The organism is Thalassospira sp. CA1, from assembly GCF_059052855.1.
In genome coordinates this window covers 427362-449175 of sequence record NZ_JBZCIA010000001.1, presented here as the reverse complement: position 1 = coordinate 449175, position 21814 = coordinate 427362, and the positions used below count along the sequence as shown (strand labels likewise).

At 56.1% G+C, this 21814-nt stretch carries 24 protein-coding genes; 9 read left to right on the top strand and 15 right to left on the bottom strand.

The genetic code is table 11. The features are described from left to right. Positions 1-40: 40 nt before the first annotated feature. Positions 41-502, bottom strand: coding sequence for an Lrp/AsnC family transcriptional regulator (locus AC5Q5A_RS02145; protein WP_063086688.1), 462 nt, complete (start codon positions 500-502; stop codon positions 41-43). Between the two features lie 207 nt (positions 503-709). On the opposite strand from AC5Q5A_RS02145, the gene AC5Q5A_RS02140 reads away from it, so the two are divergent. Genes AC5Q5A_RS02140 through AC5Q5A_RS02130 form a run of 3 tightly spaced genes read left to right on the top strand, consistent with a single transcriptional unit; the run spans position 710 to position 3486 of the window. Then, a complete protein-coding gene (locus AC5Q5A_RS02140) occupies positions 710-1657 on the top strand; it encodes a DMT family transporter (protein WP_493894180.1) in 948 nt (315 codons plus the stop codon). After that, entirely contained in the window at positions 1650-2600 is a 951-nt protein-coding gene (locus AC5Q5A_RS02135; RefSeq protein ID WP_493894179.1) for a DMT family transporter, read from the top strand. The genes AC5Q5A_RS02140 and AC5Q5A_RS02135 overlap by 8 nt, the downstream gene beginning before the upstream one ends. 4 nt (positions 2601-2604) lie before the next feature. Beyond that, the gene (locus tag AC5Q5A_RS02130) at positions 2605-3486 is read left to right on the top strand and encodes a DMT family transporter (protein ID WP_493894178.1); all 882 of its coding nucleotides are present in this window, start codon (positions 2605-2607) and stop codon (positions 3484-3486) included. Between the two features lie 21 nt (positions 3487-3507). Here the strand turns inward: AC5Q5A_RS02130 and AC5Q5A_RS02125 are convergent, their stop codons facing one another. After that, complete coding sequence (locus AC5Q5A_RS02125) at positions 3508-4119, bottom strand: hypothetical protein (RefSeq protein ID WP_493894177.1); 612 nt, start codon at positions 4117-4119, stop codon at positions 3508-3510. A 70-nt stretch (positions 4120-4189) separates the two neighbouring features. On the opposite strand from AC5Q5A_RS02125, the gene AC5Q5A_RS02120 reads away from it, so the two are divergent. Further along, positions 4190-4720 carry a Crp/Fnr family transcriptional regulator gene (locus AC5Q5A_RS02120; RefSeq protein ID WP_493894176.1) on the top strand — a complete coding sequence of 177 codons (531 nt, stop codon included), beginning with the start codon at positions 4190-4192 and terminating at the stop codon, positions 4718-4720. Positions 4721-4845: 125 nt separating this feature from the next. After that, entirely contained in the window at positions 4846-5607 is a 762-nt protein-coding gene (locus AC5Q5A_RS02115; protein WP_493894175.1) for an SDR family NAD(P)-dependent oxidoreductase, read from the top strand. Between the two features lie 83 nt (positions 5608-5690). Here the strand turns inward: AC5Q5A_RS02115 and AC5Q5A_RS02110 are convergent, their stop codons facing one another. From AC5Q5A_RS02110 to AC5Q5A_RS02100, 3 genes are all read right to left on the bottom strand, one after another. Next, positions 5691-5981 (bottom strand): 4a-hydroxytetrahydrobiopterin dehydratase, encoded by a 291-nt coding sequence (locus AC5Q5A_RS02110; RefSeq protein ID WP_417835627.1) that lies wholly within the window; start codon positions 5979-5981, stop codon positions 5691-5693. Between the two features lie 91 nt (positions 5982-6072). Next, entirely contained in the window at positions 6073-6708 is a 636-nt protein-coding gene (locus AC5Q5A_RS02105) for a uracil-DNA glycosylase family protein (protein ID WP_493894174.1), read from the bottom strand. Positions 6709-6711: 3 nt separating this feature from the next. Then, the gene (locus AC5Q5A_RS02100) at positions 6712-7371 is read right to left on the bottom strand and encodes a glutathione S-transferase family protein (RefSeq protein WP_493894173.1); all 660 of its coding nucleotides are present in this window, start codon (positions 7369-7371) and stop codon (positions 6712-6714) included. On the opposite strand from AC5Q5A_RS02100, the gene AC5Q5A_RS02095 reads away from it, so the two are divergent. The 3 genes from AC5Q5A_RS02095 to AC5Q5A_RS02085 all read left to right on the top strand — a co-directional run bounded on the left by AC5Q5A_RS02095 (position 7370) and on the right by AC5Q5A_RS02085 (position 9531). After that, positions 7370-7528, top strand: a complete 159-nt coding sequence (locus tag AC5Q5A_RS02095; protein ID WP_493894172.1) for a hypothetical protein — start codon at positions 7370-7372, stop codon at positions 7526-7528. The two genes, AC5Q5A_RS02100 and AC5Q5A_RS02095, sit on opposite strands and share 2 nt — an antisense overlap. A 152-nt stretch (positions 7529-7680) precedes the next feature. After that, on the top strand, positions 7681-9081 hold the full coding sequence (locus tag AC5Q5A_RS02090) for a leucyl aminopeptidase family protein (protein ID WP_493894171.1): 1401 nt from the start codon (positions 7681-7683) through the stop codon (positions 9079-9081). Positions 9082-9183: 102 nt separating this feature from the next. Then, positions 9184-9531 (top strand): MarR family transcriptional regulator, encoded by a 348-nt coding sequence (locus AC5Q5A_RS02085; RefSeq protein WP_008888509.1) that lies wholly within the window; start codon positions 9184-9186, stop codon positions 9529-9531. 272 nt (positions 9532-9803) lie between these two features. Here AC5Q5A_RS02085 and AC5Q5A_RS02080 read toward each other — a convergent pair whose 3' ends face one another. From AC5Q5A_RS02080 to AC5Q5A_RS02050, 7 genes are all read right to left on the bottom strand, one after another. Next, the gene (locus tag AC5Q5A_RS02080; RefSeq protein WP_493894170.1) at positions 9804-10511 is read right to left on the bottom strand and encodes a LysE family translocator; all 708 of its coding nucleotides are present in this window, start codon (positions 10509-10511) and stop codon (positions 9804-9806) included. A gap of 143 nt (positions 10512-10654) precedes the next feature. Beyond that, on the bottom strand, positions 10655-11287 hold the full coding sequence (locus AC5Q5A_RS02075; protein WP_493894169.1) for a hypothetical protein: 633 nt from the start codon (positions 11285-11287) through the stop codon (positions 10655-10657). A 143-nt stretch (positions 11288-11430) separates the two neighbouring features. Next, complete coding sequence (locus AC5Q5A_RS02070; RefSeq protein ID WP_493894168.1) at positions 11431-13065, bottom strand: ABC transporter ATP-binding protein; 1635 nt, start codon at positions 13063-13065, stop codon at positions 11431-11433. Between the two features lie 11 nt (positions 13066-13076). Beyond that, a complete protein-coding gene (locus AC5Q5A_RS02065) occupies positions 13077-14108 on the bottom strand; it encodes an ABC transporter permease (RefSeq protein WP_287444114.1) in 1032 nt (343 codons plus the stop codon). 2 nt (positions 14109-14110) lie between these two features. Then, on the bottom strand, positions 14111-15229 hold the full coding sequence (locus AC5Q5A_RS02060; RefSeq protein ID WP_493894167.1) for a microcin C ABC transporter permease YejB: 1119 nt from the start codon (positions 15227-15229) through the stop codon (positions 14111-14113). A 3-nt stretch (positions 15230-15232) separates the two neighbouring features. Next, positions 15233-17128, bottom strand: a complete 1896-nt coding sequence (locus AC5Q5A_RS02055) for an extracellular solute-binding protein (protein ID WP_493894166.1) — start codon at positions 17126-17128, stop codon at positions 15233-15235. Positions 17129-17394: 266 nt separating this feature from the next. Then, positions 17395-18315 (bottom strand): LysR substrate-binding domain-containing protein, encoded by a 921-nt coding sequence (locus AC5Q5A_RS02050; RefSeq protein WP_008888516.1) that lies wholly within the window; start codon positions 18313-18315, stop codon positions 17395-17397. A gap of 168 nt (positions 18316-18483) precedes the next feature. On the opposite strand from AC5Q5A_RS02050, the gene AC5Q5A_RS02045 reads away from it, so the two are divergent. Further along, on the top strand, positions 18484-18693 hold the full coding sequence (locus AC5Q5A_RS02045; protein ID WP_493894165.1) for a DUF1127 domain-containing protein: 210 nt from the start codon (positions 18484-18486) through the stop codon (positions 18691-18693). Positions 18694-18936: 243 nt separating this feature from the next. Here the strand turns inward: AC5Q5A_RS02045 and AC5Q5A_RS02040 are convergent, their stop codons facing one another. From AC5Q5A_RS02040 to AC5Q5A_RS02030, 3 genes are all read right to left on the bottom strand, one after another. Continuing rightward, positions 18937-20214 carry a class I SAM-dependent methyltransferase gene (locus AC5Q5A_RS02040; RefSeq protein WP_493894164.1) on the bottom strand — a complete coding sequence of 426 codons (1278 nt, stop codon included), beginning with the start codon at positions 20212-20214 and terminating at the stop codon, positions 18937-18939. 76 nt (positions 20215-20290) lie between these two features. After that, entirely contained in the window at positions 20291-21283 is a 993-nt protein-coding gene (locus AC5Q5A_RS02035; RefSeq protein ID WP_493894163.1) for an NADPH:quinone oxidoreductase family protein, read from the bottom strand. 123 nt (positions 21284-21406) lie between these two features. Continuing rightward, positions 21407-21712: a hypothetical protein gene (locus AC5Q5A_RS02030; RefSeq protein ID WP_008888520.1), complete on the bottom strand. Its 306-nt coding sequence runs from the start codon at positions 21710-21712 to the stop codon at positions 21407-21409. Positions 21713-21814 lie beyond the last annotated feature (102 nt).

The window sequence follows — 21814 nt, the reverse complement described above, 5'->3', positions numbered from 1 at the left end:
ATCAAAATTATCCTGAAACTGTAAAGTCAGGCACGGCCCCCTATTCGTGGTCGGCCTGCGCCGGAACAAATAGTGTTTCCTTGGCCGTGGACAAGGCGATTTCCGGCAGAACTTCGACGACGCCGGGCATTTCCTTGATCGTGTCGGAAATAAACGATTCCAGATGGCCGGTATCGCGCAGGCGCAGTTTGACCAGAAAATCAAAGCGCCCGGTCATGTGATGGCATTCCAGCACTTCATCGGCCTTGATCAGGGATTTGACCAGTTTCTTGTTGCCCTTGGCCGGATCGGTGCGCAGCCAGACCATTGCGGTCAAGGCACGGCCAATGGCGTTCGGATCAACCGAAATGCGATAGGCCTGAATAATCCCCTGTTCGCGCAGCTTGCGCACACGATCATTCACCGCAGAAACAGACAGCCCGACCTTTGTTCCCAGAACCGAATAGGACAGTGATGCGTCTTCCTGCAGGATGTCGATCAGTTTGCGATCAATTGCATCCATTTATCTTCCCCCTGAATGGATTTTGCTGATTGCCTTGATCTTACACGAAAAACGGGTGTGCGCGAACTGTTCGCCAAATTTGCCGGGTCTGCCATGCGCCGCTGCCATGCGATACCCCGTTCGCGAGACTGGATTTTTTCCGGATAGCTGCGTAAACCTTTACTTGTAATGATTTTACATCGCCCCGCCTCTGACAATGCAGCCCTGATGGGCGCCCTTCTTATGATCAGTGCTGCAATGTGTTTTGCGGTAATGGCGGTTTTTATCCGCTATGTCACAGCAGACTTGCATCCGTTCGAGGCATCGTTTTTCCGTAACCTGTTCGGGTTGTTGCCAATGGTGCCATGGATGGTGCGCAATGGTGCGAGCGGATTAAAGACCGAGCGGTTCAAGCTGCATTTTCTGCGCGGGGTGCTGGGCTTCGGGGCGATGTCGTGCATTTTCACCGCCCTTTCGCTGTCACCCGCCGCACAGGTGATTGCGATCAACTTTACCCTGCCGATCCTGACCACGGTTCTGGCCGCCGTGGTGGTACGCGAAACCGTGCGGGCGCGCCGCTGGAGCGCGATTGCGATCGGTTTTGTCGGGGCGATGATTGTGATCCGCCCGTTTGGCCAAAGCTTTGAGACCGGTGCGATCCTGGCCCTTGGCGCGACGGTTTTCATGGCGTGCGCGATGACCACGGTCAAAATGCTGTCACGGACCGAAAGTGCCAATGCCATCGTGACATGGATGGGCCTGATCATGACGCCGCTGTCGCTGATCCCGGCGCTGATATACTGGCAGGGGCCGACTGCCTGGCAATTGTTCATCCTGTTGATCATTGCCGTGACCGGAACCGCGGGGCAGCAATTGCTGGTGCGTGCCTATCGCACGGCCGATCAGTCCTATGTCATGATTTTTGATTTCCTGCGCCTGCCCTTTGTTGCGGCCTTGGCCTATGTGATGTTTGGCGAGGTGGTTGATTTCTGGACCTGGGCGGGGGCGGCCTTGATCATTGGATCAGCGCTTTATATCGCGCGGCGTGAGGCGGTTCTGGCCAAAAAGGCCAAGAGGGAAGCCAGCATGCCGACCACGGCCCCCGCCGATCCGCAAGCCATCCCGGTGACCCGCGTTGATCGGGATGCCAGCGCAAAGGACAAGCCCGATGCGTGAATGGTTTAACGGACTTCCGCCCTATTTGCAGGCAACCTCCTTTGGCCTGATGGCATCGATCAGTGCGGCGATCTTTTCAGTGTTTGTCCGTCTTGCGACCGAGCATATCGATCCGTTGCAGGCAGTGTTTTTGCGCAATTTCTTTGGGCTTTTGTTCATCGCACCGATTGCTTTGCGGGCGGGATTAACGCCGCTTAAGACCAAGCGTTTTCCGATGTTCTGCCTGCGTGCGGTTCTGTCGATGGGGGCGATGAGTTTCTGGTTTTCGGCGATTGCCTATATGCCGCTGGCCGAGGCAACGGCGCTTAATTTCACCGTACCGCTGTTTGGCACCATCCTTGCCGCGATCTTTTTGGGTGAGAAAGTTCGCAAATACCGGATTGCGGCCTTGTTGGTCGGTTTTGGCGGGGTGCTGGTGATCATCCGGCCGGGCAGCGAAACCGTGCAACTGGCAAGCCTGTTTCCGATTGCCGCCGCAATTTGCATGGCCAGTGCGGGATTGACGATCAAGTCACTGTCGCGGACCGAAAACCCGACCGCCATCATCCTTTACATGATGATGCTGACCACGCCCCTGACCCTGATCCCGGCATTGTTTGTCTGGGAGACACCGAGCCTTGAGGTGCTTGGCCTGATGGTGGCGGGCGCGTTCATGGCCAACATCACCCAGCTTTGTAATACCAACGCCTTTCGGGTTTATGATTATAGCTTTGTGATCGGGTTTAATTACCTGCGCCTGCCCTTTGTCGTCGGTATCGCTCTGGTGATGTTTGGCGAGGTTCCGGAAATCTGGCTGGTGCCCGGTGCGGCCCTGATTATCGGGTCCGCACTTTATATCGCGCGGCGCGAGGCGAAATTGAACCGCGAAGCCAACCGGATCAAGCGCGGGCTTTCGGCCACGGCAAGCGATCTTGATCCGCCGCCGTCCAACAGGAAGTCGTGACAGCATGCGGACATGGTTCAACAGCCAGTCCGATGTGATGCGGGCAAGCTTTTTCGCACTGTTTGCAGCCATTCTGGCGGCGTGTTTTACGCTCACGATCCGCTATGCCACTGAGGAACTGCATCCCTATCAGGCGGTGTTTTTGCGCTTTGCCTTTGGCCTGATCCTGATTTTGCCGATGGTGATGAAGCGCGGGATTGTAAGCCTTGCCACCAAGCGCCTGCCTTTGTTTGGCTTGCGCGGCGTGTTGTCGGCAGCAGAGATGTGTTTGTGGTTTATGGCGGTGTTGTATTTGCCACTGGCCGAGGCGACGACGCTTAATTTCACGGTACCCCTGTTTGGCACCATTCTGGCCGCCGTGATCCTGCGCGAACAGGTGCGCATTCACCGCTGGCTTGCGATTGTTATCGGGTTTGTCGGTGTGGCCCTGATCATTCAGCCCGGGACAGACACCATGCAAGCGGCCAGCATTTTGCCGATTGCGGCGGCGATCTGCATGGCCAGTGCCGGGTTGATCACAAAGCGGTTGGTGGCAACGGAGTCGACCACATCGCTTTTGTTTTATCTGATGATCATCACCACACCGGTTTCCCTGATCCCGGCATTATTCGTCTGGCAGACGCCAAGCTGGTCTGCACTTGGCCTTATGGCGGTTGCCGCGTTGATGATGAATGTGATGCAGGTTTGCAATGTCAAAGCCCTGCAACTGGCCGATTACAGTTTCTTTGTCGGGTTTTCCTATTTGCGTTTGCCGATCATTGCCGTGCTGGCGCTGATGCTGTTTGGCGAAGTGCCCGATATCTGGATATTGCCCGGCGGGGCGATGATTATCGGCGCTGCGATCTATGTCGCACTTCGTGAGCGCAAGCTTGCCAAGGCCAGATAAAGGTCGACGGCGCGTCACCCATCACCCGTCATATCCCCGCAAACTGTTATAGCGCGCGATTTGATCGGGGCTCAGGATTTCCGGGGTCTTGAGGTGGGTCGACAGATGGACAAAGCGCAACCGGCCGAGACTTTGGGTGATGGTGTTTATCAGCCCTTCGAGTTCATCCGCCGTCAGCCCCCCGGCCCTGAATGCCGCGTCCAAGGCGATTTCAGCCTCGATCAATCTGTTGCCAGCAATGATCGCGTTTTCTTTCATGTCGGCATAAAGCGCGGTGATGGCGGCATGCTGGTCTGAAGACAGCGGGATCTGATCAGATAGTTCGAGCAAATGGGCCGGCCCCGGCACGCCATTCAGTTCGGCGGCCTTGGCCAATCCCCAGCCGCCGCCCTTTTGCAATTCGTCCATATCCTTGGCCGACAGGCTTTTGACCGGGCGATGTTGTTGGCCGACATATGGGGATGGCGTGCTTGCGTCGCTGGCCATGTTACTGCCGTGCTGCGCATTGTCGGTGCGATGCATATGGGCATTTCCCTGTGCATGGGCGGTTAGCGGGATGGTCGTTCCAAGCAGGATCAACGCGGCAAACGCGGCCCGGAATACCGTTTGCGGCAGGCGGGAGAGAATAAACATGGCTGCACCTTTTGGTTTGAATGGACGCCAAGCTTGAAACAGGTCAGCCAATTGCCACATGATAGATATCATGTCGGTATCAATCTTTGATCTTCTCAACCGTTTTCATGGCAGGTTGTATGATTACAGCCCGCCCAAGGTCCTGTTTCGCAAAGGGGACCCGGTCGAGCATCTTTTCCTTATTCTCAGCGGGGAAGTGCGGCTGGCGCGGTTTTTGGAAAACGGTGACGAGATTGTTTTGCAACGTGCCGGGCCAAACAGCGTTTTGGCAGAGGCATCATTGTTTTCGCATTACTACCATTGTGATGCTGTCTGCCATCAGGAGGCGCAGGTCAAAATGATCCGCAAACATGATGTTGAAGCCCATCTTGCCGATAATAATCAGATGGCACTTTCGCTTGCCGCGCATCTGGCGCGCGAGGTGCAGGCAACCCGCCAGCGGGCGGAGATTTTGCGGCTTCGGACAGTGGCTGAACGGCTTGATGCCTGGATCGCCTGGCATGACGGGGTGCTGCCAGAAAAGGGCAATTGGCGGGTGATTGCCCTTGAAATCGGTGTCAGTCCCGAAGCGCTTTATCGCGAGATCGCCCAGCGCCGTTAACCCTGATCTGAGGCCTCGATTTCGCATACCCGACAAGGTTAAATCGACGCTTGCCCGCTAAAGATATAATTTGGTATACAAATACCAAATTAATCAGAAGAGCGCGCGTGGGGAGGCTTCACGTCATGCACATCAAGGGTTCGATTGCCATTGTTACCGGGGCTGCGTCCGGTCTTGGCGCGGCAACCGCCGAGACACTGGCGAGTGCCGGGGCACGGATTGCGGCATTTGATCTGAATGAAGACGGTGCCAAGGCCACAGCCGAGAAATTGGGTGGTGTTGGCTATGGCGTTGATGTTTCCAATGCCGAGAGTGTCGAGCAGGCAGTTGCAAGGGTGCAGGCGGATCTGGGCACGCCATCGATCCTTGTGAACTGTGCCGGGATCGTGCACGGCGAACGCATTGTCGGGCGCGATGGCCCGGCCGATCTGGCCGCGTTTTCCAAGGTGATCACCGTCAATCTGATTGGCACATTTAACATGATGCGGGTTGCCGCCAATGCGATGAGCCAGAATGACCCCAATGATGCCGGCGAACGCGGGGTGATTATCAACACCGCATCGATCGCGGCCTTCGAAGGGCAGATCGGGCAAGCCGCCTATGCCGCGTCCAAGGGCGGGGTGGCATCCCTTACCCTGCCGGCCGCACGTGAGTTGGCCCGCCATGGCATTCGGGTGGTGTCCATCGCGCCGGGTCTGTTTGGCACACCGATGTTAAAGGGCCTGCCTGATGAGGTTCAGGAAAGCCTGGCTGCCAATACGCCGTTCCCGAAACGCCTTGGCGATCCGTATGAATATGGCCGTCTGGCGATGCATATCTGTGAAAATGAAATGATCAATGGCGAGACCATTCGCATAGATGGCGCGGTCCGGCTGGAACCGAAATAGTCCCACACGATTTCGTTTCTTTATCCCGCAGCCAATGCGCCCTGCCGTCCCCCAGCGGCAGGGCGCAATTCATTTGGCAGGGCTTATTGACCAGAAGCCTTTTGGCAGAAGGTTGCCAGATCAATGTCCTTTTGCGTGACACCCCCGGCATCGTGGGTGGTCAGGGTCATTTCGACCTTGTTATAGACATTGAACCATTCGGGATGGTGATCCATCTTGTCGGCCATGAGTGCCACCCGCGTCATGAAGCCAAACGCGGCATTGAAATCGCCAAACTTGTAGACGCGTTTGATCGAAAGCCCGTCATCGGCAAGCGCCCAACCCGAAAGATCGGTCAGCGCCTTTTCGATGGTGGATTTTTCAAGTTTGCTCATATCTTGTGCCTCCTTAATGTTGGCCACTTGTCTTATGGACGCGGTCGTCTGGGCGCATTGGAACATAAAAACCAGCGCAACCCAAATTGCTCTATGTCAGCAAGCCTTGCACGCGTGATTGCAGCACCGGCAAAAGGTCGGCCTCAAACCACGGGTTCTTTTTCATCCAGGCGGTGTTGCGCCAGCTTGGATGGGGCATGGGCAGGATGCCGTCAGGCAGGAAATCGGCAAAGCGATGCACGGTTTCAGTCATGGTTTTGGCCCGGCGCGGACCAAGATAGCGTTCTTGCGCGTATTGCCCGATCAGAAGGGTCAGGCCGATATCGGGTAAGTGTTGGCGCAGGGCATCATGCCATGTCGGCGCGCATTCCGGACGGGGCGGCAGATCCCCACCGCGATCAAAGCGGCCGGGATAACAAAACCCCATCGGCATGATGGCGAGTTTGGCCGGATCATAAAAATCATCGACCGAAAGTCCCAGCCAATCACGCAGCCGATCACCGGACGCATCGTTCCAGGGCAGACCGGTTTCATGGACCCGCGTGCCCGGCGCCTGCCCGATCACAAGGATGCGCGCCGATTTCGCCATGCGCACCACCGGGCGCGGCCCAAGTGGCAACTGTTCGGCACAAATGCGACACGCCCGGACGTCGGACAGCAACCGATCAAGGGCCGCATCCCCACCCATCGGATCAATTTCAGGCAGTTTTCCGGTCAGACCCGGCATGGGTTATTTCACCTCGGCGTCGTCAATCACCCATTCCTCGGCTGCGGCATCGGCGTACCATTCCTTCATTTCCGGCAGGGCAAGGATGGTTTCCATATAGGCATTGCCAATCGGATCAAGCGTTACGCCATAGGTTTTGAACCGTGTTACCACCGGGGCATACATGGCATCCGCAATCGAGAAATGACCAAACAGGAAATCGCCACCCTGACCATATTGGGTGCGGCACATCTTGAAGATTTCAGTGATGCGGGTGATGTCCTTGTCCACCGCAGCATTGCGCCCAAGACCCGGCAGGCTTTTGCGGCAATTCATCGGCATGGAGCTTCGCAAGGGCCCAAACCCGCCATGCATTTCAAGCGAGACGGCGCGCGCGATTGCCCGCACATCGATATCAAGCGGCCAGAGCATGGTGTCGGGCTGACTGTCGGCGATGTATTCGAGAATGCCAAGCGCCTCCCAGATGGTTTTGGTGCCATCAAAGTAGGCCGGGACCTTGGCACTGGGCGAAAAGACCGGCGCCTTGGCATGCCATTCTTCGGAGCGGAGCGGGACGAGCTTTTCCTCGAACGCCACACCAGCAACGCGCAGGCCAAGCCAGGCGCGCAGCGACCAGGAGGAATAGTTTTTATTACCGATATAAAGCACAGGAAGGTTTTGCATGCTGGGACCTTTGGCGGTTGGCGCGATTGGCGGGTTTGATGACAGCGGCGAATACTATCTGGCCTTTGGGTGCCCGGTTCAAGCCAGTCGTTCAAGCCAGACGTTCAAGCGCGGCTTTAAGCACAAAGCAGTGTTCGATTATGTGAATGAGTTTTGACCGCGGGGGATGGCAGCCGTAAGATCGGGTCACATATCTTGTGAACACATATTGCCGGTTCGTTTTGGTTGGGCAGTTGGTCTTTGGCCGCTGCCCTTTCAGTCGACCGTCACGTGTTACCTATCACTCGTCACCAGCAGGGATGCCTTAAATTGTACGACCACATCATCGCCAACGATCCTTCTGCCAACCCGACCCCGATCACCCCGATTGCCGAAAGCGGCTTTGAAAGCTGGCTTGCCCAGCAGCCGGACGCAACCAAGTCGTGGATTGCCGCCAACAGCTTTGAGGGCAAGCGCGGTACGCAGCTTTTGCTTCCCGGGGCGGATGGCGCGGTTGGCACCGTTCTGGTGGGCTATGTTGATGATGCCAAGGCGATCTGGGATTTTGCCGGTCTGCCAAACGCCCTTCCGGCCGGGACCTATGCGCTTTCTGATGATCTGACGGACAAGGAAGATCTTTATGAAAAGGCCGCCCTTGGGCTTTATCTGGGCGGCTATCGGTTTGATCGCTATCGCAAGGATGACGGCAAAAAGGACAAGCGCGCCAAAATCGCCCTGCATGACATTGACGCCGCCAAGCGGGCCGAAAACATTGCACGCGGGATCGGCCTTGCACGCGATCTGATCAATGTGCCAGCCAATGACATGGGCCCGGCCGAGCTTGAAGAAGCCGCCAGAGGCCTTGGGGCCGAATTTGGTGCCAATGTCAGCGCGATTGTCGGCATGGATCTTTTGGCCCAGAACTACCCGGCCATTCACACGGTCGGGCATGGCAGTGATCGCGACCCGCGCCTGATCGACCTTACCTGGGGCGATGAAAGTGCGCCGAAAATCACGCTGGTCGGCAAGGGTGTGTGTTTTGACACCGGCGGCTATGACCTGAAGCCATCGAGCAACATGCTTTTGATGAAAAAGGACATGGGCGGTTCGGCACAGGTTCTTGGCCTGGCGCGCATGATCATGGCGGCCGACCTTCCGGTACGGTTGCGCGTTCTGATCCCGGCGGTTGAAAACATGGTGTCGGGTCGTGCCTATCGCCCAAGTGACATTTTGCAAACCCGCAAGGGCATCACGGTCGAGGTCGGCAATACCGATGCCGAAGGACGCATCGTTCTTTCCGATGCCCTGACCGAGGCGGCATCGGAAGACCCGGACATGCTGCTTGATTTCGCGACCCTGACCGGGGCGGCACGTGTTGCCCTTGGCCTTGGCCTGCCGGCCCTGTTTTCCAATGATGATGATCTGGCCAATGGATTGATGGAAACGGGGATGGCCGAAAACGATCCGCTCTGGCGTTTGCCGCTGTGGGATGATTATCGCAGCCAGCTTGATAGCAAGGCGGCTGATATGAACAACATTTCGGGCAGCCCGTTTGGCGGCGCGATCATTGCCGCCCTGTTCCTTGATCGGTTTGCCGAGGGGGCCAAAAGCTGGGCGCATATCGATCTGATGGCCTGGAACCCGTCCGACCGTCCCGGTCGCCCAACCGGCGGCGAAGCACAGGGCATCCGGGCCGCCTTCAAGCTGATCAAGGATCGTTACGGTAAGTAAACTAAACGTAAATTCAATTTTTTGGTAATTAGGCCTTTGACATCATGGCAGGGGTCAGGTAGAGATTACGTATTCGTAACAAATAAATTGTTGGGCACGAACATGTCGATCGAGATCAAAGCGTCTCAGGCGCTTGACCTTTGGCGTATCGCGATTGTTGAGAGTGTGCGTCGGGACTCCCCCGACCTGTCGGCCCGACAGATGGCCTTGTTGCTGAGCGTTTACCTGACCCCGGCGCCGCATACGGTGCGCGGCCTCTCCGAGGCGCTGAATATTTCCAAACCGGCCATTACCCGTGCGCTTGATCGCCTGAGCTCGCTTGGCATGGTCAAACGCAAGGTCGATGAAGAAGATCGTCGTTCGGTTCTGGTTCAGCGTACCGTGAAGGGATCGGTCTTCCTGCGTGAATTTGGCGATATCATCGTCGGCGCTGGTCTCGAGAGCGAATAATCAGATCCAAAAACAAATCGACAAGCGTCTGAAGTCAGACCGCAACTGACGCCCAAAGCCCGTTTCCAAGGCCACGTTTCGTAAAATCGGCCAGTTAGGGCAGCAAAACTTCCCCATTTTAAATGCAGTAAATCTGATATGGCAAAAAATCGCTATATACAGACCAGTTGGTTTGTATTCGAGCCAATCTGTGCGTTATACACGTGCGATTTTCCTTTCTGATATCAATGGATTATCAGAAATTCTAATACAAAAGACCGGGCAAAACGACGTCATGGTGCCGATGGGTGGTTTATCGCCTGTGCCGGGACCGGGTGGGTGTCCGCCATGGTTTCGGGCACCTCAATCAGCGCCAAAAGCCCTGCGGCAACGATCAAAACGCCACCTGAAAGCCGCCCGATGACGTTATTGCCCCCGCGGCGCACCAGCCACGGCATCAGTTTTGCAGCCCCCATCGCGTAAATCATTACGAAACTGTAATCAAGTGTCACGAAGGTTGCGCCAAGGATAAGGAGTTGTGGTGTGAGGGGCTGGCCAGGATCAATGAATTGCGGAAACAGCGCCCCGAAAAAGGCAATCGCCTTGGGATTTCCTGCCGCGACCAGAAAGCCTTCGCGGAACAGGCGTAGTCCGTTTGCCGGTTCAAACCGTGCCTGATTATTCGTTTCGATACCGGTCTTGATATTGATTTCCCTGGGCTTGCGAAGAAATGACATCAAACCGATGACGAGCAGAAAGCCAACACCGCACCATTTGACAATGGCAAAGGCAGTTGCCGATGTCGCCAGGACAGCGCCCAAACCAAGGGCCGCAATCAGCATCTGGATCATGTTGGCGGTGACATCACCTAAGGCCGTCATCAAGGTCGGTCGCGCACCATAACGCAGCGCATGCGACATGCCGATCAGGATACTGGGTCCGGGCGACATTACGACGAGGAAGACAAGCAGGGTGAAACTGAGCCAGATTTCAAACGACATGGTGGGGCAACTCTGGTGACAAGTCTGGTGACGTTGCCCCCCGGATATCACAGCAGCAAGGATCGACAAGTGCCCGTTTGACAATGGCCCATGCGCAGGCTGCGACACATGAGCATCGATACGCACATCACAGGAGGATTTGGTTATTTGCGCGGCTTCGCGTCACCCGGCCAGAAGTCATAGAACATGCGGATCTGAACCGAGCGCAGGGTATCGGGTGGCAGGACTCCCTGACCGGTGCGCAGAAGCTTGTTTTGCAGGGCCGCGAAATAGCGGTTTGAAACCGGCTGGAACGGGCTGAAGGGTGGTTCCTTGGCAATTTCCTCGCCATTTTCTTCGGCCAGTTTGGCGGCTTCGGCCTCGGCGGCGAGTTCTTCCTCGGTCTTGGGGGGTGGTGGCGGCAGAAGGCCGGGGGCTGTGTATTTAAAGCCGCGCTTGCCCGGTTCGCGGTTTTCAAAGCGTTGCTCGGTATCGCGATACATCAGGCGTTGCAGATCGACCAGAAAGGCATTGATGACCTTGGGCAGGCGTTGCTCGATAGCGTCCACTGCCTGCCTGCTGGTGGCTTCCAGCCAGATGTTGAAAACGATCTGTCGAATGGTGCCGCTTTTGCGCAAGACAATCGTCAGCGACACCGGATCAGGCACAACAACCGTATCGGGTATTTCAGGAACGGCTGGTTCTTTGGGTTCTTCGGTGTTGGCTTTGTCCGCGGACGCCGTGCTGGCGCGGGCCGACGGGATCGCCATTGAAAATACAGCAAAGCACAGAGCCATGATCAGCACATGGCCGCAAAGACGATGTCCGGTTCGATTTTTGATCGCACGTGACAACATATTCAACCTTAAACCTGCCTTTATAGTCCTGTTATTATTGCCTTTTCATATGTTGTACCCGATCTCGATCAGGAATGCTGCCCCTAGTTTCTGACAAATTCCTTACCGGCTGCTTTGAGATCAAGGGCCGCGGCCAGCAGCGCCTTGGTGTAGGGCTGTTGCGGGTTATCAAATACATCGGCAGCAGCCCCGCTTTCGACCAGCTTGCCGTTCTTCATGACCATGACACGGTGCGACAATGCACGCACAACGCGCAGGTCATGACTGATGAACAAGTATGCCATCTTATGGCGTGCCTGCAAATCACGCAGCAGTTCGACGATCTGGGCCTGTACGGACATATCAAGGGCCGATGTCGGTTCATCTAGTACGATAAAGCGGGGTTTTAAGACCAGTGCACGGGCAATCGAAATGCGTTGACGCTGCCCGCCGGAAAATTCGTGCGGATAACGATCCATGGCATTTTGCGGCAGGTCGACTTCGTCAAGCGCCTCGGCAATGCGGGCTTCGCGTTCGGCCTGGGACAGGTCGGGCGCGTGGATTTCAAGGCCCTCGCCAACGATCTGGGCGATCGACATGCGGGGGCTGAGCGAGCCGAACGGATCCTGAAACACCACCTGCATATCGCGGCGGAGCTTGCGCAAGTCAGCACCGGAAAAATCGCGAATGTCTTGGCCTGCAAAGCGGATATCCCCGGTTGATTTCAGAAGCCTGAGGATCGCCATGGCAAGCGTGGTTTTACCCGATCCGCTTTCACCGACGATGCCAAGGGTTTCGCCCTGCTTAAGGGTCAGCGAAATCTGATCAACCGCGTGCAAATAATGATCGGGCCGCCCGAGGATGCCCTTGCGGCCAATCGGGAACTGCACATGGATGTTGCTGGTTTCAAGCAGCTCGGTGGCGTTTTCCGGCAATGCCGGGGCTTCGCCACTGGGCACGGCCGAAAGCAGCTTTTTGGTGTAATCGTGTTTGGGATCATCAAACAGCGCGCGCGCCTGCCCGGCCTCGACGATTTCGCCGTCTTTCATCACACAAACGGTCTGCGCCATTTTCTGCACGATCTGCAGATCATGGGTGATCAGGAGCAGCGCCATGCCAAGCTTGCTTTGCAGATCCTTGAGCAGTTCAAGAATTTGCGCCTGAATGGTGACATCAAGGGCCGTGGTCGGTTCATCGGCAATCAGAAGTTCCGGTTCGTTGGCAAGTGCCATGGCGATCATCACGCGCTGGCGCTGGCCGCCGGAAAGTTCATGCGGCAGGGCTTTCAGCCGTGACGCCGGATCGGGAATACCGACAAGTTCAAGCAATTCAAGGATGCGGGCACGCGCCTTGGCCCCGCGCAGGCCCTTGTGGAGGAACAATACCTCGCCCACCTGCTTTTCGATATTGTGCAGCGGGTTCAGCGACGTCATCGGTTCCTGAAAGATCATGGAAATCCGGTTGCCGCGGATCGCACGCAGGGTGCGTTCCTTGGCCCCGACCATTTCCTGCCCGTCAAAGATGATCGATCCTGACGGGTGGCTGGCGCGCGGATAGGGCAGCAATTGCAAAATCGACAGGGCCGTGACCGATTTGCCAGACCCACTTTCCCCGACAAGCGCCATGGTTTCACCGCGATCAAGGGTAAAGGACACATCCTTTACCGCCGTGACGTCGGCGAATTTGACCGACAGGTCGCGAATGGCAAGGAGCGGCTGATGGGCGGATTGCGCTGTCATTGTCCTACTCCTTAAAACGTTTTACGCGGATCAAAGGCATCACGCACTGCTTCGCCGATAAAGATCAGAAGGCTGAGCATGGTTGCGATGGCAAAGAAGGCGGTAAAGCCAAGCCAGGGCGCCTGCAGGTTGTTCTTGCCCTGTGACAGCAGCTCGCCCAAGGACGGGGAGCCGGGCGGCATGCCAAGCGACAGGAAGTCAAGCGAAGTGAGTGCCACAATCGAGCCATTCAACACGAACGGCAGGAAGGTGATGGTTGCCACCATCGCATTGGGCAGAACATGGCGATACATGATCCGGGTGTCGGTCATGCCAAGGGCGCGCGCAGCCCGGACATATTCGAAATTACGCGCGCGCAGGAATTCAGCACGGACAAGACCGGTCAAACTCATCCAGCTAAACAACACCAGGATAAACAGAAGCGTCCAGAAACCCGGCGCAAACAGGCTGGCCAGAATGATCAGGATGAAAAGCTGTGGCAGGCCTGACCAGATTTCGATGACACGCTGGAAGCCAAGATCGACCCAGCCGCCGAAATAGCCCTGCACAGCACCAGCCGCAATGCCGATCACGGAACTGACCGCGGTGAGCGCCAGACCAAACAAGATGGAAATCCGGAAGCCGTAAATCAGGCGTGCGAGAACATCGCGGCCCAGTTCATCCGTGCCCAGCAAATGGCGCATTGAGGGCGGGGCCGGTTGCGGTTCACGCATTTCAAAATCGATGGTGTCATAGGAAAACGGGATCAAAGGCCAGATGGCAAAGCCGTTTTCGGCGATCTTGCCCTGAATATAGGGATCATAGAAATCCGTCTCGACATCGAAATCGCCGCCATAGGCCGTTTCGGGATGGTCCGATACGATCGGTACATACCAGTCATCGCCATATTTGACGAAGATCGGTCTGTCATTGGCGACCAGTTCGGCCACGAGGCAAATGACAAACAGAATGGTAAAGATCACAAGCGACCAATAGCCGCGCTTGTTGGATTTGAAGTTTGACAGGCGACGACGGTTGAGCGGTGAGAGAACAGCATTGAACATGATCAATTCCCCCGCCCTTCGAAGTCGATCCGTGGATCGACCAGATGATAGCTGAGGTCACTGATCAGGTTCATGATCAGGCCAAACAGCGTGAAGAAATAAAGGGTTGCAAACATCACCGGATAATCACGCGTCATTACCGCGTTAAAACCAAGCAGGCCCAGACCATCAAGCGAGAAGATCACCTCGATCAGGACCGAGCCGGTAAACAGCATGCCAACCAGTGCACTGGGGAACCCGGCGATGATCAAAAGCATGGCGTTACGGAAAACGTGACCATAGAGCACGCGCTTTTCGGTCAGGCCCTTGGCACGGGCGGTCACGACATATTGCTTGTTAATCTCATCAAGGAACGAGTTCTTGGTCAGCATGGTCAGCGTGGCAAAACCCGAAATCGTGAGTGCAATGATCGGCAGGGTCAGATGCCAGAAATAATCAACGACCTTGCCCCACAAGGACAGTTGTTCCCAGTTTGACGATGTCAGCCCGCGTAACGGGAACCAGTCAAGATAGGCCCCACCGGCAAACACCACGATCAGCATGACGGCAAACAGGAACCCCGGAATGGCAAAGCCGACAATGATCGCGGCCGACGACCAGATATCGAAGTTCGATCCATCGCGCACCGCCTTGGTGATGCCAAGCGGGATCGAGATGATGTAAATGATCAGCGTTGACCAGATCCCCAGCGAGATCGAAACCGGCATCTTGTCGATGACGAGATCGACCACGTCGCGGTCCTGAAAATAGCTTTGGCCGAAATCGAAGGTCAGATAGTTCTTCATCATCATCCAGAAGCGTTCATGGGCCGGTTTGTCAAAACCGAACTGTACTTCGAGCTGTCTGATGACTTCGGGATCAAGCCCCTGCGCGCCGCGATAGTTGGATGTCGAGGAGAAGTTGTTACCCGATGCAGAGGATGAAGCAGTACTTCCGCCGCCGCTATCCCCGCCCTGATTGGTAATGCGGGCGGTTGATGAAACAGCCGTTCCCTGAAGCTGGGCAACAACCTGTTCGACCGGGCCGCCGGGGGCAAACTGAATGATCGCAAAGTTCAACAACATGATGCCAAACAGCGTGACCGGGATCAGAAGCAAACGCCGAATGATATAGTTCAGCATGGCCTAGAATCCCCCCATCTGCAGTTTGGTCGCCTTTTCCGGGTCAATCCACCAACGCATTATCGACATTCCCTTAAGCGGCACCGTGTCCGGGCGACCAAAGATGTTCCACCAGACCATGCGGTCCCCACCCAGATACCATTGCGGAATGACGTAATTCCCCCACAGAAGTACGCGATCCAGTGCGCGGGTCGCAGCCACCAGTTCTTCCCAGCTGTCGGCAGATGCAACATTTTCGATCATCGCATCGACCACCGGATCCTTGATGCCGGCAAAGTTGCGAGAACCGGGTTGATCGGCAGCCTCCGAGCTCCAGAACACGCGCTGTTCGTTGCCCGGCGTCAGGGATTGCGTCCACCAATGAGTGGTAACTTCGAAATCAAAGGCCTGAATACGATTGACCCACTGGCCGGTATCAATCAGGCGAATATCCATTTCCACGCCAAGCTGTTTGAGGCGCGATTTGACCACCAGCGCGATCTTTTCAAGCCCCGGCTGGCGAATGATCAGTTCGAACCGGAAGGGCTCCCCGGTTTCCTTGTTGACCAGAACCTTGTCGCGTACTTCCCAGCCCGCTTCGTTCAGAAGCGTCATGGATTCACGCAGGGCCTCTCGGCGGCCGTTCGGGGCATCAAAGTTTGGTAACTTATAGGGTTCGGTGAACAACCTTTCGGGCAATTGATCGCGATAGGGTTCAAGCAGCGCCAGTTCAGCGCCGGTCGGAATGCCGGTCGCCGCCAGCTCCGAGTTGGCAAAGAAACTGTCGGTGCGGTGATAGGCCCCATAGAACATTGCACGATTAAGCCACTGGAAATCGAGCCCGTATTGCAGCGCGCGGCGCACGCGCTTGTCGGCAAACAGCGGATTGCGCGCGTTCAGAACATAGGCCTGCATGCCTGTTGGCAAATGATCAGGCATGAATTCCTTTTGGATGTCACCACGCTGGACCGCAGGCGTGTTATAGGCCGTGTTCCAGTCCCGTGATGAATGTTCGGACCGGATCATGTATTCGCCGGCCAGAAATGCCTGACGCTGCACTTCCATATCAAGATAGGTGTCATAGCGGATGGTATTGAAATTGTTCTGCCCGCGATTGACCGGAAGGTCGGCCGCCCAGTAATCCTTGACCCGCTCATAGGTGATGCGTCGGCCAGCTTCGATGCTGGCAACCTTGTAGGCCCCACTGCCGACCGGAATTTCAAAGGTGGTTTTGGCGAAGTCCTTACCTTCCCAGAACTTTTTCGGCATGATCGAAATGCCCGCCACGGTCATCGGCGTTTCGCGATTGTTGCCCGGCTTGAAAGTGAATTTGACGGTCAGTTCGTCAATCACCTCGGCCCCTTCGATCTGGGAAAAATACTGGCGGTAAACGGGACTTCCCTTTTCGACCAGCACTTCATAGGAAAACACCACGTCTTCGGCGGTGATGTCGCTGCCGTCCTGGAAACGCGCACGCGGATCAAGATGGAAGATGGCATAGGACCTATCGTCCGGCACCTCGATCGAATGGGCAATCAGGCCATACATGGCGTAGGGCTCGTCCGCGCTGGAAACCATCAGGCTGTCATAGATCAGACCAAGGCCCGCAGCCGGATTGCCCTTAAGCGTAAAGGGATTAAGGGTATCAAAGGCAACGATGGAGGATTGCACCAGCGTGCCACCCTTCGGCGCATCGGGGTTCACATAATCGAAATGGTGGAAATCCGGACCGTATTTCAGATCGCCATACAGCGAAATACCGTGTGAGCGGGTGGTCAGCGGTGCCAGATCGGTCTCGTCAACAGCCACCGTCGGTGCCGGGTTCATCACCGGCTTGTCACCGTCCTGCGCAGTTGCGTTATGTAAAGGCAGTGCGACCGAAAGCAGGGTCAGTGCACTGGCAAAAAGGATGGATGTCATGGCGCCCCCGCGCCGCTTCCTGCCCGGCATTGTCATGCTGGCTGCATACGAAATCATGTGATTGTCGTCTTTCCCTGATGCAAGCTGATCACTGTTCTATTATGTGGACTTAATCTACTATTATGTGAACTTAATCCACGCGGCGCAATCGACGGTCACTTCACGATGCCCCCTGCCCACGTTGTCTGTGAATGATGCCACACTAGAACCACCTGATAGTCACCGTTAAATCGTTCAATTTCAAGGCACCATCACGTGAGTTTGGTTTATCGCGCATCTTTTTGCGTCAGTTTTCGCCGCGCAGTTTCAAGCTTGATCTCTGACATCAACCAGTCACGGAACGCCTTGACCTTGCGCCGTTCCAGACGCCCGCGCGGATAACACAGCGAATAGGCATAAGGACTGTCGACCGGCAGATCAAACGGCACAGTCAATCGATTGGTCACAACATATTCCCCGATCATGGCCGGATCGGACACCACCACACCAAAGCCGCTTGCCGCGGCCTCCATCGCCATATCAAGGGTGGCAAAAACCGGCCCCTTGGTGCCATCCACCCCCTTGATACCGGTTCCTTCAAGCCAGATGCGCCAGTCTTCGCGCTGGGCCGAGCAGTGCAGCAGCGTCACACCCGCAAGGTCTTCGGGGGTTTTGAGTTGCTTGGCCAGATCAGGATGACAGACCGGCAACAGCCGCTCACCGGTCAGAAATTCGTGCACCAGCTGTTCGTTGCCATGATCGGCAAAGCGGATGGCAATATCGACCTCGTTGAAGTCAACCGATGCCAGATCATCGTTATAGGTGCCCAACTGGACCTGAAAATCGGGATATTCCATCTGAAACCGCCCGAGCCGCGGCACAATCCAGCGCATGGAAAATGTCAGCGGTGCCGAAACAGACAGGTGGGTGTCATCGGCACGGTCTTCGACCTTGGCAACCGCGTCTTCGATGGCGTCAAAGGCCGGGGTGAGTGCTTCAAGAAGGTTGCGACCGGCACGCGTCAACCGCAGGCTTCTGTGGTGGCGTTCAAACAGCTGGCGACCCAGAACTTCTTCAAGATGCTGCACCTGCCGACTGACCGCCCCTTGGGTCACGTTAAGCTCATGTGACGCTTTGGTGAAACTTTCGAGACGACCGGCCACTTCGAAGGCACGGAGCGCATTTAACGGCAATGGACGGCGTTTCATGACGGTGTCTTTGCATGATGAAAACTCATGCAATGATGACAAAAGGTGGTTTGAGCGCAAGTATTTTTTCGGGTAACTCTGGGTTTAACGAGATTAGTACAGACGCATCGTGGATGCGCGGGCCGCTGAATCGCTGAGAGCAGGCCTGATTTAAAGAGGATTAGAATCATGGTTGCTATCACCAAAGAAGCAGGCGCATTTGTCGCCACCCGCCGTAACCACACTGCCACCAGCCTTCTGGACTTGGCGCGCACTTGGCTTAAACGCCACGACCTGCGTCAGAAGCTGGCCGACATGGACGCACACATGCTGCGCGATATCGGCTGGACCATCTATGACGCAAAACGCGAAGCCGCCAAGCCGTTCTGGAAAGCTTAACCCGCGCAACAGCGCACCAACTGAGTATTCTGTCATGCAGAACAACGTATCGCCGCTTCACAGCGCAATTACCTTCCCCCTTCAGGTTCTGATTGAAGCCCTGATGGACGCGTGGAAAGGCATCAGCCTTAAATAAGGCGTTGCACCCAAGATCCCTGAGCGCAATTCCAGCTCCCCCCGCTGGAAAGTGCGTATTTAAATGTCGGTCGCACCCCCTGTGACCGACATTTTTTTTGCTTTGGGCTATTTCTTTTCCGGGTGGCGCAGATACATCAGGTTTGCGGCATTGAGTACCGAATACATCACGGCAAACTGTGCATTGAATTCGAACTTTTCCGGCTTGGGATCAAACAGTTCGTAGATTTCACCGATCGATCGTTTGCCATCAATCCGCGACAGGATCGCAGGCGATGCCGAGGGCATGGTGCGGGTCACTGAAAGGCCGGTAAAGGTGATCTTGATATTGCCGGTCTTGGCGACGGATCGCGCGAGTGCCGCACCATCAACACGGGTGAAGGTCGGGATCAGCTCCGGCGACGGGACCGGTGGTTTGACCTTGTTCTTGGCCTTGACGACATAAAAGGTGTGCTTGGTGATGTTGCCCGCCATCAGTTCGGCCAGGGCGGCGCGTTCGCGAAATGGTACGTGCATCGCCTTATCAAGCACATCATGGCGCGAACAATAGGTGGTCGGGTCATAACGCATCGGCTCGATAAAGTTTTGCAGCCTAAGGCCGGCGGCCTCGACAAAATCAAACACCTCGTCGACGCGATAGGCGCGGTCCTGTTGATGCAACAACAGGTCATAGAACCCGGCATCGCCGCCATGGATGTGATCACCGACAAACGGGTTGCGTTTGAGCCAGTTGGTCCCGGGCAGTGAGTTAAACAGCGCCTTGCCGAAATTCAGGCGCTTGGCCCCGCCGGCCTCGGCATTGAGGCGTTCCATCATTTCCTGCATGTGATAGACGCCTTGGCGGCCCAACTCGCCATAGACCATCAGGCCCATGCCGCCATTGGGTTTGAGCGCATCGGCAAGTGCCTTGAGCCCGGCATCGGGATCAGGCAGGTGATGAAGCACCCCGCAGCAATCAATATAGTCAAACGGGCCGTACTCAGATGCCAGGTCGACAAAGGATCCGGTCACAAACGTGACGTTCTTTTCCAGACTGCGGCGTTTGATACGCGCCTCGGCAATGGCGCGCGAACTTTCGGACAGATCGATATAGACGATCTCGGCCTTGGCCTTGCGGTCACGGGCCTGCTGGGCCAGCATGACCAGCGCATCGCCGGTGCCACCACCCGCGACAAGGATTTTGATTTTGCCGCTTTTGGTCTGTGCCGAAGGATCGCGCCCGCCAAAGACAAAATGAACGACCTCGTCCCAGTTGCCCGGTGATCCGGTGATCAGGCGTTTGTCCTCATCCTCGGGATTGCGGGCCGGATAGGGATAGGTTTCATACTGATCACGGGTCTTTGCAGAAGACTGGACGTGATCGGGCCTGTTTTTGTCGTCGGGCATTCGGCGATTTCCGGCAGAGAAGTGGTTGGGACGAGCTCATCCTATACCAGCAATGTGCGTATTGAAATCCGCCTATTTACCTGTTTGGACGGCAATCAATCACGAGCTTGCCGGTCGCCGTGCGATCACGAATGGCTGTCAGGGCATCCATTGCATCTTCAAGCCGATAAACCGCGGAGATCATCGGCCGGATCGCCCCGGATTGCAGGCGTTCCAGAAGCTCTGCCATGCCCGTTTGCGCAATATCGGGATTTTGTTCGAGATAGGCGCCGAAATAAAAACCGATTGCGGTGACATTCTTGACCAGCAGGATATTGGCCGGGATTTGCGGCACGGTGCCGCTGGCAAAACCAATCAGAAGCATCCGCGCACCGGGCGCAACACAGCGCAGGCTTTGATCAAAGACATCACCGCCAACCGGATCATAAACAATATCGACGCCTTTGGGCTGGCCAAGGCTTGCGGTGATTTCGCGCACCCGGTCGCGGATGTTTTCGGATTTATAGTCAATGACATGATCCGCACCATGGTCGCGCGCGATCTGGCATTTGTCCGCGCCACCGGCCGTGGCAATCACGGTTGCGCCCAGAAGCTTGGCACATTCCACCGCCGTCAGACCAACCCCGCCAGCCGCCCCATGCACCAGAACGACCTCACCCGGTTTGATATCGGCGCGATACTTCAATGCAAACCAGCTTGTGCCATAGGCGATCTGAAAGGCTGCTGCGCTGTTGAAATCAACGCCAGCAGGCAAGGCGATGACAAGGCCCCCGTCGGCCACAACCTGTTCGGCGTAACCACCCCAATCGGGCATGGCCATGACGGCATCGCCGGGTTTGACATGACTGACACCATCGCCAACCGCACGCACCGTGCCACTGACTTCAAAGCCGGGGGAAAACGGACCTTCGGGACGTTTTTGATATTTGCCTTGCAGGATCAGGGTATCGGCGAAATTGACCCCGCAGGCGGCAACATCAATCAGCACCTGACCGGGTTGGACGACCGGGTCCGGAGCATCCACCCATTGCGGTACTTCGCCAAATGCGTTGCACACCCATGCCTTCATTCCGGTTTTCCTGCCTGCTGCCATGTTGATTGCTGGCAGTGTGCCGCCTGCACCGCGTGCAGACAAGGCGACAAAGGACTAAACCGGACAACAGTTAGATGAAGAGCTCTGGCGAACGGGAGATCAGAAAATGCGCTGACGCTTGCGCTTGCGGGTCAGCAGAAGAAGGATGGCGGACGGCACAAACAAGACAACCAGGGCCGGTGCCAGCAGGATCGGCACAAAGATGGTATCCCATGCCCAAACGGAAATGTAGCGCTGGATGACGGATTGCAACAGGTTCAGGCTGCCGGTATCAAGGCGATACCAGAGCTCGCCGGCGGCGACCAGACGAAAACTTCCTGTTTGAAGCGCGGTAATGGAATCATCGACCAGCACAGCAATGCTGGCAAAAAGCAGTAACCATCCCAACGCCCGGAAAAACCACATTATCCGCTCCAAGCGACCTGTCAGGGTCGGTATATTAGAAAACTAAAATCACCCTAGGCGTTTGTTCGAACAGGGTAAATATCTTCGTATGTATAGCAATAC

Bases quoted from the DNA above. Each gene is read 5' to 3' on its own strand.
- AC5Q5A_RS02145 (WP_063086688.1), bottom strand. From the start codon at position 502: ATGGATGCAATTGATCGCAAACTGATCGACATCCTGCAGGAAGACGCA.
- AC5Q5A_RS02140 (WP_493894180.1), top strand. From the start codon at position 710: ATGGGCGCCCTTCTTATGATCAGTGCTGCAATGTGTTTTGCGGTAATG.
- AC5Q5A_RS02135 (WP_493894179.1), top strand. From the start codon at position 1,650: ATGCGTGAATGGTTTAACGGACTTCCGCCCTATTTGCAGGCAACCTCC.
- AC5Q5A_RS02130 (WP_493894178.1), top strand. From the start codon at position 2,605: ATGCGGACATGGTTCAACAGCCAGTCCGATGTGATGCGGGCAAGCTTT.
- AC5Q5A_RS02125 (WP_493894177.1), bottom strand. From the start codon at position 4,119: ATGTTTATTCTCTCCCGCCTGCCGCAAACGGTATTCCGGGCCGCGTTT.
- AC5Q5A_RS02120 (WP_493894176.1), top strand. From the start codon at position 4,190: ATGTCGGTATCAATCTTTGATCTTCTCAACCGTTTTCATGGCAGGTTG.
- AC5Q5A_RS02115 (WP_493894175.1), top strand. From the start codon at position 4,846: ATGCACATCAAGGGTTCGATTGCCATTGTTACCGGGGCTGCGTCCGGT.
- AC5Q5A_RS02110 (WP_417835627.1), bottom strand. From the start codon at position 5,981: ATGAGCAAACTTGAAAAATCCACCATCGAAAAGGCGCTGACCGATCTT.
- AC5Q5A_RS02105 (WP_493894174.1), bottom strand. From the start codon at position 6,708: ATGCCGGGTCTGACCGGAAAACTGCCTGAAATTGATCCGATGGGTGGG.
- AC5Q5A_RS02095 (WP_493894172.1), top strand. From the start codon at position 7,370: ATGCTGGGACCTTTGGCGGTTGGCGCGATTGGCGGGTTTGATGACAGC.
- AC5Q5A_RS02100 (WP_493894173.1), bottom strand. From the start codon at position 7,371: ATGCAAAACCTTCCTGTGCTTTATATCGGTAATAAAAACTATTCCTCC.
- AC5Q5A_RS02085 (WP_008888509.1), top strand. From the start codon at position 9,184: ATGTCGATCGAGATCAAAGCGTCTCAGGCGCTTGACCTTTGGCGTATC.
- AC5Q5A_RS02080 (WP_493894170.1), bottom strand. From the start codon at position 10,511: ATGTCGTTTGAAATCTGGCTCAGTTTCACCCTGCTTGTCTTCCTCGTC.
- AC5Q5A_RS02075 (WP_493894169.1), bottom strand. From the start codon at position 11,287: ATGGCTCTGTGCTTTGCTGTATTTTCAATGGCGATCCCGTCGGCCCGC.
- AC5Q5A_RS02070 (WP_493894168.1), bottom strand. From the start codon at position 13,065: ATGACAGCGCAATCCGCCCATCAGCCGCTCCTTGCCATTCGCGACCTG.
- AC5Q5A_RS02065 (WP_287444114.1), bottom strand. From the start codon at position 14,108: ATGTTCAATGCTGTTCTCTCACCGCTCAACCGTCGTCGCCTGTCAAAC.
- AC5Q5A_RS02060 (WP_493894167.1), bottom strand. From the start codon at position 15,229: ATGCTGAACTATATCATTCGGCGTTTGCTTCTGATCCCGGTCACGCTG.
- AC5Q5A_RS02055 (WP_493894166.1), bottom strand. From the start codon at position 17,128: ATGACATCCATCCTTTTTGCCAGTGCACTGACCCTGCTTTCGGTCGCA.
- AC5Q5A_RS02050 (WP_008888516.1), bottom strand. From the start codon at position 18,315: ATGAAACGCCGTCCATTGCCGTTAAATGCGCTCCGTGCCTTCGAAGTG.
- AC5Q5A_RS02045 (WP_493894165.1), top strand. From the start codon at position 18,484: ATGGTTGCTATCACCAAAGAAGCAGGCGCATTTGTCGCCACCCGCCGT.
- AC5Q5A_RS02040 (WP_493894164.1), bottom strand. From the start codon at position 20,214: ATGCCCGACGACAAAAACAGGCCCGATCACGTCCAGTCTTCTGCAAAG.
- AC5Q5A_RS02035 (WP_493894163.1), bottom strand. From the start codon at position 21,283: ATGAAGGCATGGGTGTGCAACGCATTTGGCGAAGTACCGCAATGGGTG.
- AC5Q5A_RS02030 (WP_008888520.1), bottom strand. From the start codon at position 21,712: ATGTGGTTTTTCCGGGCGTTGGGATGGTTACTGCTTTTTGCCAGCATT.